At 55.6% G+C, this 13,379-nt stretch carries 9 protein-coding genes and 3 tRNA genes; 3 read left to right on the top strand and 9 right to left on the bottom strand.

The annotated features are described in order from the left end of the window. Window positions 1-34: 34 nt before the first annotated feature. The 4 genes from G3578_RS00305 to G3578_RS00290 all read right to left on the bottom strand — a co-directional run bounded on the left by G3578_RS00305 (window position 35) and on the right by G3578_RS00290 (window position 1,078). Window positions 35-121 (bottom strand) — tRNA-Leu (locus G3578_RS00305). Window positions 122-135: 14 nt separating this feature from the next. After that, window positions 136-211 (bottom strand) — tRNA-Thr (locus G3578_RS00300). A 25-nt stretch (window positions 212-236) separates the two neighbouring features. Then, window positions 237-313 (bottom strand) — tRNA-Asp (locus tag G3578_RS00295). A gap of 117 nt (window positions 314-430) precedes the next feature. Next, window positions 431-1,078, bottom strand: a complete 648-nt coding sequence (locus G3578_RS00290) for a DUF2238 domain-containing protein (RefSeq protein ID WP_165207537.1) — start codon at window positions 1,076-1,078, stop codon at window positions 431-433. A gap of 245 nt (window positions 1,079-1,323) precedes the next feature. Here G3578_RS00290 and G3578_RS00285 point away from each other — a divergent pair, with 245 nt between their 5' ends. From G3578_RS00285 to G3578_RS00275, 3 genes are all read left to right on the top strand, one after another. Further along, complete coding sequence (locus G3578_RS00285; RefSeq protein WP_165207536.1) at window positions 1,324-2,376, top strand: PD-(D/E)XK nuclease family protein; 1,053 nt, start codon at window positions 1,324-1,326, stop codon at window positions 2,374-2,376. Window positions 2,377-2,500: 124 nt separating this feature from the next. Continuing rightward, window positions 2,501-4,090 carry a copper resistance CopC/CopD family protein gene (locus tag G3578_RS00280; protein ID WP_165207535.1) on the top strand — a complete coding sequence of 530 codons (1,590 nt, stop codon included), beginning with the start codon at window positions 2,501-2,503 and terminating at the stop codon, window positions 4,088-4,090. A gap of 2 nt (window positions 4,091-4,092) precedes the next feature. Next, window positions 4,093-4,740 (top strand): YcnI family copper-binding membrane protein, encoded by a 648-nt coding sequence (locus G3578_RS00275; RefSeq protein WP_165208355.1) that lies wholly within the window; start codon window positions 4,093-4,095, stop codon window positions 4,738-4,740. A 681-nt stretch (window positions 4,741-5,421) separates the two neighbouring features. Here the strand turns inward: G3578_RS00275 and G3578_RS00270 are convergent. From G3578_RS00270 to G3578_RS00250, 5 genes are all read right to left on the bottom strand, one after another. Beyond that, the gene (locus G3578_RS00270; RefSeq protein WP_165207534.1) at window positions 5,422-7,002 is read right to left on the bottom strand and encodes a SagB family peptide dehydrogenase; all 1,581 of its coding nucleotides are present in this window, start codon (window positions 7,000-7,002) and stop codon (window positions 5,422-5,424) included. Between the two features lie 22 nt (window positions 7,003-7,024). Next, window positions 7,025-8,968 carry a TOMM precursor leader peptide-binding protein gene (locus G3578_RS00265; protein ID WP_165207533.1) on the bottom strand — a complete coding sequence of 648 codons (1,944 nt, stop codon included), beginning with the start codon at window positions 8,966-8,968 and terminating at the stop codon, window positions 7,025-7,027. Continuing rightward, the gene (locus G3578_RS00260) at window positions 8,965-10,923 is read right to left on the bottom strand and encodes a putative thiazole-containing bacteriocin maturation protein (RefSeq protein ID WP_165207532.1); all 1,959 of its coding nucleotides are present in this window, start codon (window positions 10,921-10,923) and stop codon (window positions 8,965-8,967) included. Before G3578_RS00260 ends, G3578_RS00265 begins: the two co-directional genes overlap by 4 nt. Window positions 10,924-11,100: 177 nt before the next feature. Continuing rightward, window positions 11,101-11,352 carry a heterocycloanthracin/sonorensin family bacteriocin gene (locus tag G3578_RS21325; RefSeq protein WP_165207531.1) on the bottom strand — a complete coding sequence of 84 codons (252 nt, stop codon included), beginning with the start codon at window positions 11,350-11,352 and terminating at the stop codon, window positions 11,101-11,103. 293 nt (window positions 11,353-11,645) lie between these two features. Next, window positions 11,646-13,325, bottom strand: a complete 1,680-nt coding sequence (locus G3578_RS00250) for a methyl-accepting chemotaxis protein (protein WP_165207530.1) — start codon at window positions 13,323-13,325, stop codon at window positions 11,646-11,648. Between the last annotated feature and the right edge of the window lie 54 nt (window positions 13,326-13,379).

The raw sequence follows: 13,379 nt of genomic DNA, 5'->3' as shown, positions 1-13,379 counted from the left end.
GGTCTTTGCTTAGGACGAGCACATGTTTGGAAGATGGTGCGGTCAAGAGGACTTGAACCTCCACGGTGTTGCCACCACTAGAACCTGAATCTAGCGCGTCTGCCAATTCCGCCATGACCGCAGATGACACATTCATGGTGCCGGCGATAGGACTTGAACCCACAACCCCCTGATTACAAGTCAGGTGCTCTACCAATTGAGCTACACCGGCTGAGAAAAACAGGAAAGAAGTTGGATGGCGGAGCTGACGGGACTCGAACCCGCGACCTCCGGTGTGACAGACCGGCGTGAACTCCAGCTTCACCACAGCTCCAGGAACCAATTCGTAACATCGACGAATTCAACTCTAGCACACCTAGCAACAAGAAGTCAATAACAAAATTCATCTGTTTGAAAAATCTTCTCTTCCCTCCTGGGAAGCCGCTTCCGTTCAGTTGGCACTTTCCGTTGCCATTCCGTGCCGTTTTCGGCTGCGGCCCCTTTTCACAACAGCCGTAACGCAAACCGTTAATGTGGAGCCATAAAGAGCCAACGCCATATCCTGCTGGGTATCCCACGGATCGCCCTGCGTCCCGAGAAACAGCGTCCCGATCTCAGGTGCCACCATTTGTGCGACCCACATCTCGATCAATTCGTAGAAGGCTCCCGCCGCCAAAATGGAGACCACCGTCATGAGATGCGGCCAAATCCCAACCATTCGGGCTGCTCGCATGAGAAACTCCAGTGTGGGAAAAGCGATCAACAAGCCGAATGAGAAATGAACCACCCGATCGAAATTATTCCGGCTGAAATGAAACCAATCGTTCAGAATCGCGTCAACCGGTGTCGTCGTGTAGGTATAATGGGCTCCGATCGTGTGCAGCGACAGAAAAAGAAGGATCAGGAAGTAAGAGAGATTGGAGATGGCAAAGATCCGGTAGGTCAACGACAATGCCATAGCTGCGGCAAAGATCAGCAAATTCTCCAACACCCAATCAAAACGGTCAACGGGCTCGATCGCCATCCACAGCCAGAAAATCGCGTATACACTCAACATCCCTTGCAGGCATTTGTTTTTGCGAAACGGACGATTTGGCATGCCCTTCCTCCTCCGGCCATCCAGAAGTTGACAGATGGCCGCAACGATAAACCACCCGTTCAACATCATGTAACTGTAACATAATGCACCTTTCCAAAAATTGCAATCGTTTATTCCTTGCATGAGGGTTCGCCTTCTGTTGATTGGCAGAATGGTGGACAAGCGCAGACAAAATCGATATGGTAAAAGCAGGGTTCGATAAAGCGGATTTGATGATAGCGTAAGAAAAGGATGCGTGAACAGTTATGAAAAGCAATTTTGTCAACATTGTCGGCTATCAATTCGAACGGGTGCATACCGGTGTCATCAGCTGGCTGCTTGATACCCAAAACAGCATCGTCCCGATGGATGCAAAATATGAAATCCTGCGAAGAATTCACAATATCTGTAAAAAACAAATCGATTTTCAGATCCATGAGATCGAAGCGATCACCTGCATCCCCGAATATGCATTTGGTCGCAGAAGAAAAATTGATATCGTCGTCAAAATCGACTTGACAAACAGAAACACCAAGTTTCTGGTCATCGAGATGAAAGTGGATGCCATCCCGACCAGCGAGCAGCTCCATGGAACGCAGGCTGATTTTATGCAGTCCAATAACGCCGCCCCGAATGACGTATTATTTTTGCTGTTCCTGTTCGGCTCCGCTCACGTTTGTGTTCAGCCTGCATTGCAGCACTTTACCCTGTTTCGATTGCCTGAAATTTTGGAAGTTTTCGCTGGCTTGCATCTTGATGAGCATATCTACGAAGAGTGGATTGAGTCGATGAAAGAGGAAGATCTCCGAAGAGCCTGTATCCAATCACATCTCAAGGATGCCCCCCATCTCTGGGATGAAGGCTACTGGAAGGATAAAGGCTATCGCACGTGGCTTCCGCTGTTTTATTACATCTACCACGACCTGAAACGACATTCCAAACGATATGCTGAATGGGATATTTACAGCGGTCAAAACAATCCGGTCATGAACTGGCGAAACGGCTGGCTGGCAAAGACCATTCTTGGATACAACGTGACGTTTTATTGGGAGTTCAATTTTGAAGCATTTGTGTTGAAGGTAATGCTGGATGAAAAAAAGAAGCTGCCCAAACGGGAGCTGGATTGGCTGAGGAAAGAAATCGCAGACCTCTGCGACTTCGAGACAAACAAAGGCGGTCGTCGCACGCAAGATCGATACGGGACGTTCAACTCGTTGTATAAATGGTCATTCGATTTTAAAAACCAAGATTTTGCGCGGATCATGAGCGACGTTGATCAGATTTTGGCTAACATCCATCCCAAGCTCACGGCACTGTAATCGGTCATCATGACCGTTTTTTTTTCATGCCCTGATAAAATAGCCCGAGTGAGCCATTCTGCTTTGCCGGTTTTCTTGATACGGTTACAAAGGAGTAATTACTCGTACGAGTCAGGTGAGTCTCATGAGACGAATCATCCTGTGCTGGATGAGCCTACTGCTGCTGATTTTCGCAGGCTCTTCCCCCGTGCTTGCCCATGCCAATCTGCTGGCAACCACACCCTCCGACGGGCAGATCGTGCAGAAAAGCCCCGGAGAAATCACCCTGTCGTTTAGCGAGCCACTGGAAGAAGGGCTCTTCGATCTAAAGCTGTACGATGGCAGCGGGCGCCGGATCGGGCTTGCGGAGCCGGAGCTGGCAGCAGGCGATGCCGCCCGGATGCGCGCGAAGCTGCCTGCGCTGCCCGACGGCACGTACACCGTGGTCTGGTCCGTCGTCTCGGAAGACGGACACCCGGTCAGCGGATCCTTCTCGTTTTCGGTCGGGCAGAGCGTGTCCGGAGGAACCTCCCCCGTTTCGGTCGAGGCGTTCCCCTTTCCCGACCTTGCCCTGGCGGCAATCCGGTACGTCGTGGAAGGGATCCTGCTGATGGGAGCCGGACTCCGCTGGCTCGCCTGGTTCGGCCAACGGCGCGGCTGGCCCGAAGATGTATACGCGATCGGCCGCGGACGACGGGCGGGATGGTTCGTCCTGTTCGCTGGTCTGATCGCGGAAGGGCTTCTCTATCTGGCGGGCTTGCCGGGGAACGGGCTGGCTTCCCTGGTTGGGAAAGGAGAGTGGGCGATCCTCGGGCAGTCTCCCTTCCTGCAGATGGTCGGCGTGCAGCTCGCGCTCATGCTCCTTCTCGCCTTGCCGGGTATGGCGGAAGGCTGGTACCTTGCCATGTGGGCACTCTCCGTCGGCGCGCTGGCGTTTGGCGGGCACGCTTGGGGCATACACCCGGTGTGGCTGGCTGCAGCACTTCGCATCCTGCACCTGTATTCCCTGTCGCTGTGGCTGGGGGCTCTGACCTGCCTACTCCTCGCGCTGCGCCGGGAAAGGAAATCGGGTGCGGCCATCGACTGGATGACGTTTCGCCGCTCCTTTGTCCGGCTGGCGTTCCTCGCGTCCGGCACGGCGCTGCTCTCCGGCATCGCCATGACCTTCCAGCAAACGGATTGGGTTCCCCTGTGGAGCAATGGACAGGCGTGGAGCATATGGCTTGGCCTCAAGGTGCTGCTGATCTATGCGATGCTCCTGCTCGCGATCACGCAGACCCTGCGGTGGCGGCAGCACGGCCGGCTGATGTCGCCAACCCTGCTGCGCTGGGAATGGGGGGCTGGCGCGGCGGCCGTGCTGGCCGGCGTCTTGATGAGCCAGTCGGCATATCCCCTGCCGGTGACGTCCTACTCCAAAACTTTTCTCACACGTGAAGCGCACGTGGAGGTGCACATCCCCCGGGTGGCGCCCGGCACACAGATCATGACCATTGATTTCCATGTCGCACCACAGAATGAACCGCAGCAAGTCCTGGTGCAGATGTCCAAACCGGACGCGGCGGTGAAGAGGGAGCCCATCCCTGCCGAGCGAACGGGAACCGGGCATTATGAGGCGCACGTCCCGTTTTCCATGTACGGCACGTGGAGCTATCGCATCGATGCCGCCTTCAAAAATGGCACGCATGCAGCATTCAGCGACACTCTGTTTATTCCTGGAGGAGGAGATACTCGATGAAGATGAAATGGAACAAATGGATAAGCACGCTCGCCGTTGCCGGAACTGTCCTGGCCTTTGCGGGAACGGCCAGCGCCCATGTCACCGTCTGGCCGAAGGAGACGAAAGCGTCTGCTTATGAGCGCTATACCATCCGCGTCCCGGTGGAAAAGGAGAGCAATACCGTCAAAGTGCGTCTGGAGTTTCCGGAGGGGGTAAAGGTAGGCACGGTTCTGCCGGTTCCCGGCTGGACTTACGCGTGGGAAAATGACGCGGACGGCCGGTTCAAGGCCATCACCTGGACAGCCACAGACGGCGGAATCAAGCCGCATGAATTCATGGAGTTCGGCCTCTCCGCCAAAAACCCCGGCGAACCGGGCACCCTGTCGTGGAAAGCGTATCAGACGTACGCGGACGGCACGGTGGTCGAGTGGACCGGTGCTGACGGTTCCGATACCCCGGCGCCTACCGTCGTGGTGAAGGAAGGAACCCAGGCAGAGGGTGACCACGCGGATGCCAACAAAGCGGCAGGGAACCAGGAGGCCGGCCAATCGGCAGCGGCTCCTGCAGAGCAAGGCGATTCTGCTGCCTCTGGCAACACATGGCCGCTGGTTCTCTCCGGGCTTGCGCTGTTGGTCTCGGTGATCAGTCTCTTCCGGAAAAAAGCGTAAAGCAAGGCATGGACACGCCATCCCGAAGCTTGCTCCAAGCAGGCAGGCGGGAGTGTGGGCCCTTGGTTTTGCCAACAGGCAAGGCCAAGGGCTTTTTGAGCAAATAGGAATTTTTAAGTTCATTAAAATGATAAAGTGACGAAGAAAGTTTTGGGGCCCCCGCCGACACCAGCAAGGGACCCCACTTGGCAAAGCGTTAGTTATCGCCGAGTGGGTGGAGCGTTCGCTTAAGTCGGCGGGGTTATTTAAGTAGTTGGGACCACATTCGGATCATCCATGATCTGTTGCCGACTGAACCCGTGGATGACGGACATTCTATCGGTCCCCGGACAGCGGCCTTTTTCTTGTTGGACCGGCAAAATGCTTTCCCCCATTGAATACTCTTTACAAACGTCTGAGTGGAAAGGGGATAAGTGGATGAGCCGCAATCTTACTTGCTTTCTTGTCGGGCTAGGATTTACCCTTATGCCGATCCCTCCGATCTTCACGGGAGTGCTCTTGGAATTTTTGACCTTGTTTCTGCGGGTTGGCGGATTTCTCATTGCGGTCATATTTGGGATACTGGCGCTCTTTAAACGATAAGCCGATTGCCCGGCGTCTATTTCGGCCATCGCCGCTTCATATTGGACCCGTCATCGCCGGTTGACCCACCCCGGCGATTTTTTTATATGGCAGTATTCCCTAGCTGTGCAAACCTCCTTCCAGCCGTGCGCGCTGACGATGGGGGCCGACCGGGATTTGGATCAGGCTGGTTTTTTCGTGTGGAGCCATCCGATAGATCTCATCACACGCGTTCGCATCATAGCCGAGGAGCGGGTGCCCCCCCATCCCGATGGCGGCCGCCGCCAGCAATACGCGCTGTACAAGCATCCCCGCTTCCATCTGCTGGATGCGGTATCCTCTGTACCCCAGCGCCGTGATCAGGTGATCCCTGTCCCCTGCCACGTGCAGGCAGAGCGGTACCTGGAACAGATTGACATTATCCAGAGACATTGCCTGCTGGAGCCGGTGACGCTGATCGCCCGGACGCACCCGCCGCAGCGCATGGGCAGCGCTGTCATACTGGTAAGCCCCATCCGGAACGCCTTCCACGTTATACAAACAGCCATACAGGGAGACACGGGGTATGGGGTTCTCCTCTGCTCCATCCAAATCATTTCGATACCTGAAGGAAGCTGTCGCTTCATGCAGCAACATGGCCAGTTTCGCCTGGCTTACCTGGCCCAATACGAAATCCATCTCCGGTGAATACCGCTTTCGGCAGACCGACGCCAGATCATACGACAACCGCTTCACATGGGGGAGAGCTACCGCCTGCCCCTCACCGGCAGCGTTTTTCTTCCCCCCGCTCCGCCGAAACGGCTGCAGGGATTCCAGCAGGGATGCTTCGTTCATTTTGAGCAGCATCGGATAAGCCTTAACCCGCCGCGAGCGGACGTAGTGATCATGCTTAACCGCTGTCAGCTCCCGGCACAATGCGGCGGCAGAGATCATCCGCTCTTCGTCATACCCGCTGGCAAACCAGGCGGCCGCTGGCTTCACCGACAGCGGAACAACCGCATACACGCTCTCTTCCTGTTCGGATAACCCCATCAGATGGTTGACCGCCCGATCAAGAAATTGGAAGTACACCCCTGCTTCGAAGCCAAACCGTTTCGCCACTTCCAGCAGCTGCCCGATCAGCACGCCGGCATCCAGCCCTTGCAGGCGATAGGCAAAGTTATGGTATTTAAAGAAATTTTTCCAAAACATGGTCGACACAAAAACAGCGCCAAAACAAGCCGATACGTCACAACGGTTGCCAAGCGCCCGGGCAAGATAGCTGTCGAAATGGCCTTCGCGCAGCAACACCAAGCGATGATGGGCCACATCATAATGGTACACCCCGGCAGGCAAATCCTCGATCTTCAGATACACGTATATTTCGCTTGGGTACAGCGCCCCGCCGGAAGGCAGAAACCGCCGAAGCGACTGCATGGGCCACGCCTCTTGTTCCGTGGAATCCGCAGCAAAATAGGACTGGCAGACTTGTGTGAGCCCGAATACGTACCAGAGAAAATGACCGATTCCGCTCAGGTCCGGCTTCGCGGGCGCTTCCCGTCCCTCGAGCGTCAGCGGTACCTCCGGGGATAACGGAACGACAGGCAAGCCTCGGTAGAGCTTATACGGAAGCGGGGCGTCTTCCCAATCCACCTCCAGGTCGATCGGTCTGGCCTTATCCGTGTCGAAATGCAGATTGTACAGAAATGTCTCCAGACTCATCCTCCTCCCTCCTGGTTACTGCTTATGGAAACGGATGCGGATGGGGATTAAGCTGTTCAAGCGTCAGCGGTTGCTTCGCATATCCGAGCTCCACCGGTACTCGCAGCACCCTCTCCAGCCCGGTCACTCGCGATAGGTGATAGCCGAACGTCATCGGCAGCATCCCGGGAATCAGCACTTTCACGCAATGCAGCCCGTTTCGCAGGATTTCCGGGGTCGTCTGGTCCACCACGATCACATCGAGGTTCAGCCGGCGAAAAGCCTGGAGAATCTCCCTCAGATCATCGGTCAGGTCCGCATGCCTGGCCGGCTGCCTGTATTCTTCGTCAAACGTGCGCAGCGGCCGGTTTTCATCCAGCAAAAAATGCAGGCGCTCTTCCGCTTCCGGCAAGCTGTACAGCATGGAATGATCCTCCATCTTCTGCACCAGGTACGGATCGTGCAGCATGCGCACATACTCCTCCCGGTGTGCCTCCAATTTTCCGTCAAGCGTCAGCAGCATGCTGGCAACCTCGTGTATCGAGCTTTTTACCGCCCGAATCGGGTCCGGATGGGCACCGGCCGCACAGATCAGATTCACGCCCTGCTGTTTCCTGTTTTTCGCCAGCGTCCATACGCTGGGAATCCCATGCTCCATCGTCGCGTTAAACAAATACACCTCAAATCCCGCCACCGCCTGCAATCGTTCTAGCATCAACCGCAATTCCCGGTCGTTCACGGAATAAGGATCAAGGCGCGGGAGAGGCAGCTTGGCGTACCAGGTCATCAGGAACGCATCGCGCTCCACCACTTCCAAAATGCCGTAGAAAATCGCCTCTTCCAAACTTCCCCCCAATGCGCAGCCGTTGGAGGTTTCGTAAACAAACCCTTCCCCGCAGCCCAGGCTGTAATAGGCGAGAAGCTCCGGAACCAGAAGCGGACGCTCTTGCAAAAACGAATAGCCCCATACCCAATCGATCGGTTGGTCAGGATCAAACGGTTTGAATGGAAAACCAGGCCGCGCATACTGTTCCGCCGTGTGCAATCCTACCACGACGGGATCGAGCGCCTGATCCGCCAGGTTGCGGTAACTGTCGTGGATCACCGTTCGTTTGCCACGGGGGGCCATCCCGCAGTACCGCTCCAACCCCTCCAAAATGGCGGTCAACTCGCTTTCCGCATAGGAATGAGTCCGGCCGGCCGTGGATTCGTCCCCCGAGAACAGCGGCAGATTCACACTCAAATCGGCAAATGGTGAAACGAGGTCGCGCATTTTCCCGTTCAAAAAGCCGGTCCGGAAATCCAGATAATCTTTGACCAGCACTTCCTTCAGGTCATCCATCGGACGGCAGCGGTAACTGTCGGCGCTGACCTTTGGACTGGGGTTCAGCGCAATGCGGGCGGCACTCGCCGAATCGTCAGGTACTTGACCGCATACGGAACACAGCGGGTCGGGCAGAATGAAGTGGCGTGAACTCCTGAGCGTTTTCAGGTTGATCAAAAACACCCGTCCTTCCGTGTGTGCCTGGCTGCCTTGCAGCACCCTCCGGACCTCCGCCGCGAGCAAGTGAGCCACCTGCAAAACACCCGTTCGCGATGCCCATGCGTCGCGCGGCTTTCCCCCGTGTGCCGCCAACCCCTGCTGCAGTTCCCACATCTCCTTGCGGTCGCGTCCCGCTTTGAGCTGCCGCAGGTCCGCACACTGGGAGCACCCTGGCGTACCTGGACGAACCAACGGCCCTACCACGCCTTCTCCAAATGAAACGAAACCGCGCAGCCAAGGGATGCCGGCCGGCTGCAGCGCCTTTTCCGCCTCGTGATGAACGGAAGGGTGCCACGAATCGTGCAGCACCAGTGCCAAATCCGCCGCTTCCGGTACGCCTGCCTGCCAGTCGGCCTGCCGCACGACCTGGACTTGGGCGGACAGTTCGCCGGCCACGAAGTCCGCCAACTGCCCTTCACCGACAACCACAACGACAGCGCTCACCAGGATTCCTCCTCTCGCAGCAACACGCCAAACACGCCTGCCAGTTCTTCCTCTTTCAAAAAGGCTTCCACTGCCAGATCGAAGACCAGGAGCCGCTTGCGGTGCTGTTTCAAAACCTGCAAAGCGGACTGCAGCACTTCCGCTTGCGCCGTCTCTTCATAGGCGGGGATCACCAGGCTTTGCTGCTCCTGATCGTCCAGAAGCACCGCTGAAACCTCCAACGCTTGCGGCATGAGGAACGCCTCGTGGTTTTGTGCCTGCAGCAGCGCCTGCTGCAGCGCCTTCCGCAGCGCCGCTGTCACGGTGAGGCCCACGCTGCCATACCAGCGTCCGCCCGTACCAACCCAAACCACCGGGAAGCCGGACACTTCCGCTCCCAAGCCGATCACCGGCGCTCCCTGCAGCGTGGTCAGCGCCTGCAGATAAAACCGGCAGCGTTGATCCTCAACCGCGCTCAACTGCACCCGGGAGACAGCAGGCTTCTGAACCATCTGTTGCTTGCCCAGCTCTTCGGTCAAGCACGTTTGCAGCCCGCGACAGACCGCCTCCGCAGCGGTTTCCCCCACCCCGACGCCGACAAATTCCTGCGGAACGGCCATCCTGCCATCTGTTTCCTGCTGTGGAGGAAGAGGCAACACGATCTGTCCGAGCATGCGCGACACATACGCTTCGATCCCTGACAGACCCGCTTCCCGCCGCGCCTCCTCATGTGTCAATCCTGTGCAGACTAGCGCCGGCAGCAGTGCTGCCGGTCCCTCCGCCAGCGGGTCGACAGCCTGAACGCGGCATTGAGCCAGCGGCAGCTGCTTCAACTCCCCCTCGTCCCAAACATGGAAAATCCCCGATTCCGCCGATGTCAGCGTGCCGAAGAACGGGAGCAGGCCGTTCGACTCCCCTCTGTCCGCATCCCGCTCCAGCCGCGCATCGAGATCGTGAATCCATTCGGCCGCCGGACGCCCGGTCACCAGCGGATGAGGCAGGAACGAATGCCAGTTTCCTTCCAGCGTCTCCAGATCAAGCAGGAAGAATTGATTCTTCCGTTCCGATTCGACCCCCGTAACCGTTTTAAACCATTCAAACACGATCACATTTGCCAGCATCGCTCCCGCTGTGGAAGAGTAGGGGTGCACCTCCGTATCCTTGCTCAGCGCGGTTTGGTGCAGACGGCGCCACGCCGACTCCCAACCTCCTTCCGCATCCGGATGGACCAGCGGCCCCGCCAGCCCCACCTGCTGCAGGTACACGGCGGGGAGAAACACCTTCCCCTCCTCCCTGCAAACCGCCTGCAGAACGCGCAGTTCCTCGACATCGCCATTCTGCGACACATACAGAATCGCATCAAACGGCTGCACAGCCTCCCGCCAGGAGCGCCCGCCCTCCTGCTGCACCTCCCCGATCGCGACCTCGGGGTCCTTTTGGCGGGCATGCGCCGTCAATTCTGCCAAGCGCTGCCGATTGGTCGGCACCGAGTCCGTGATCAGCAAGTGGAAACGGCACAAGCCGGATTCGAGCAGCGCCGCAGCCAGCGAAACAACAAAGGGGCCGGAGCCGACTGCCAACACCTTGGCCTGACGATAGGTCTGAAAACGGTACGCCCCCGAACCGCCCAGGTTATCCAAAAATTCAATTTGCGACGCATACGTCTGGAGCACCTCATCCGGCAATTGATGCGGACGATCCTGGCTGACATCCCGGACAAAGCCGTTTTGGTACAACCGCTCTGCAATTTCATACACCCTGTCCCGGTATTCGTCCGGCAATCCGTCTGTCAAATCCTCCAGGGAGTACTCCCCGTTAAACATCGGGAGCAGTTTTTCAATCCACTGATCGATCGTACTGCCTTCCATCCGGAACGAACCCACATTGTTCCGAAAATACACGCTGCCGCTTGGATCCGGGAGAAAAAACGTGTCTCCCTTCACCTTCAGACGCATAGAAGGGGTCAGCTTGGTCATTTCACTCCTCCTTACCTTGATCTTTGCCAATCAGTGCCATCACGTTCACCACATCTTATGTACTGCTCATTGTCCATCATGCCGGCTCTTAAAGAAAAGAACCCCTGCCAGCCGTACTTCTTGGCTATGCAGGGGCGACCACTTCTCCTCAGGCAGCCACGGATTCCGTCAGGATACTTAGAAACAACGGGAACAACGACTGCAGCGGAAAAAACAGAAACAGGTGCAGAAACAACTGCAAGAACAACTGCAAGAACAACTGCAAGAACAGCTGCACCGGCAGTTGCAGCTGCATCGGCCAGAACAATTACAGCGGCCGAATTGAACCAAAGAGGTATCATTCTGGCTTTCATTTTCCCACGGCGTCAGTTCCCCCGCCTTGAATTCGGCAGCTTTCAACTTTTTGAGTTCTTTTTTGAAATCATCCATGTTCGCCACCTCCGCTTCCTCTTGGAATAGCCTGCTTCGACTCCGCAACCAGGAACGGGCAAGATCAATACCGCAAAGATCTCTTGCAAAACAACGACTCAACGGATGAAACCGTCCAATATGTTGAATACCCCTCTGCGAGTATAATTTATGAATCATCATCCGCTGGAGGTTACTCCTCCGATTACCTATTTTTGCAGGCGCTTCGTAAAAATGCCGTACTCCAACCGAAGAAGTCACCTTGAAAAAAAAGAAAGACCTCATCAAAACGATGAGGCCACATGAGTGATTCCCTACAGCCTGAATGTTGAAAGGATGTTCTGAAGTTCTGCAGACATCTTGGACAAAGCCGAGGCGGAAGAAGTGATTTCTTCCATCGCGGCCAATTGTTCTTCAGCAGCACCGGAAACATTCTGGGTTCCTGCTGCTGTTTCTTTCGCCACTTCCCGGATTAACGTGATCGATTTCACGATTTCCTCCACAGAGGCTGACATCTGCTGCGCACCGGCGGATACCTCCTGAATCTGAACAGCAACAGCATCCACGGAGCGTTGAATCTGCTCAAAAGAGCTTCCCGCCTGGGTGACTACGGCCATGCCTTCGCTCACTTCCCCTTTTACCTGGTCCATGGACGCGAGCGTTTTTTCCATCTGTCCGCGGATGATCGAGATCAAGTCGTTGATCTGATTGGCAGACCCGGCCGACTGCTCCGCAAGTTTCCTTACTTCTTCCGCAACGACAGCAAATCCCCTGCCGTGTTCACCGGCTCTTGCCGCTTCAATCGCTGCGTTCAATGCCAACAGATTCGTTTGCGAAGCAATTTCCGTAATCACTTGGGCAATGTGACCGATTTCCTTTGAATGATCGCCTAATTCTTTGATCACGTCCGCCAGGTCATTCACCTTGGTGTGAATCGATTCCATTTGATCGTTAGCGGTCTGGATCGCCCGATTCCCTTCCTCTGCCATCTGGGCTGCTTGCAGGGAAGACGTGGATACCTGCTGGGCGTTTGTCGCAATTTGCTGAATTCCTTGGGCCATTTCATTCACAGACTGGGCGCTCTGGCTTACGCTGACGGCTTGCTGTTCGGAGCCCGCGGCTACTTCCTGGATGGTGGAAGCGATCTGCTCCGTCGCTTTACTGGTTTGTTCAGCACTGGCGGTCAGTTCTTCAGCAGATGCTGCCACCTGTTCCGCATGGATGCCCACCTGGTGAATCAGGTTGCGCAAATTGGTTTTCATGACATTGAAGGAATGAGCCAGTTCCCCGATTTCATCCCTGTTCTTCACCTGAATATCGTCTACCGTCAGGTCTCCCGAAGCAATTTTTTCCGCAGCGGATGAGAGGGTAACAACGGGTTGGGAAATCAATCTGGAAATAAAATAGCCAATGCAAAGCACCAGGACAATGGCAATCACACTGATGAGTGATACGGTTGTCACAACCCCGTTTACCATGGCGGTGTTTTCCTGCGAGGCTTGCGTCATCATTTTTTGCTGCCGCTCACTGATCTGGTCAGCGATCGATCGCATCTCCCTGGAAACAGGGATCAAGGAAGCATTGGCAATGGCCAAGGCTTCTTCCGGGCTTACCGAGACGATTTGAGCTGCGGATTCCTTGTACTGCTTGTTCAATTGTTCGATTTTGCGCAGTGCATCTTTGTTTTCCTGGATTTCGGCGATTTGCAGGGATGTGGATACCAACTGGGACAATTGATTGCTGGCATCCTCCATTTTTTTCAGGGCATCCGCATTTTGTGACAGGAGATAGTCTCTCAAACTGCTGTTCAATTGCGTGGCATTGACTTGAATATTTTTCGCGTTAATGAGGATAGCCGCCTTTTTGTCAATCAAATCGGAATACGAGCTGTCCACTTTCTTCAGAAAATAAAAAGAGATGCCGCTCACCAATACCAAAAGCAGCGCGACTGATAAAAAACCGCCGACCAATTTCTTGCCGATCGTCCATTTCATGTTGTTCCCCCTCCGATTAACAGGACATGGATAGTGAAATTTGCCAATGGGAAA

The organism is Brevibacillus sp. SYP-B805, assembly GCF_011059135.1.
Taxonomy (GTDB): domain Bacteria; phylum Bacillota; class Bacilli; order Brevibacillales; family Brevibacillaceae; genus Brevibacillus_F.
This window is presented reverse-complemented; position numbering and strand designations above follow the sequence as displayed.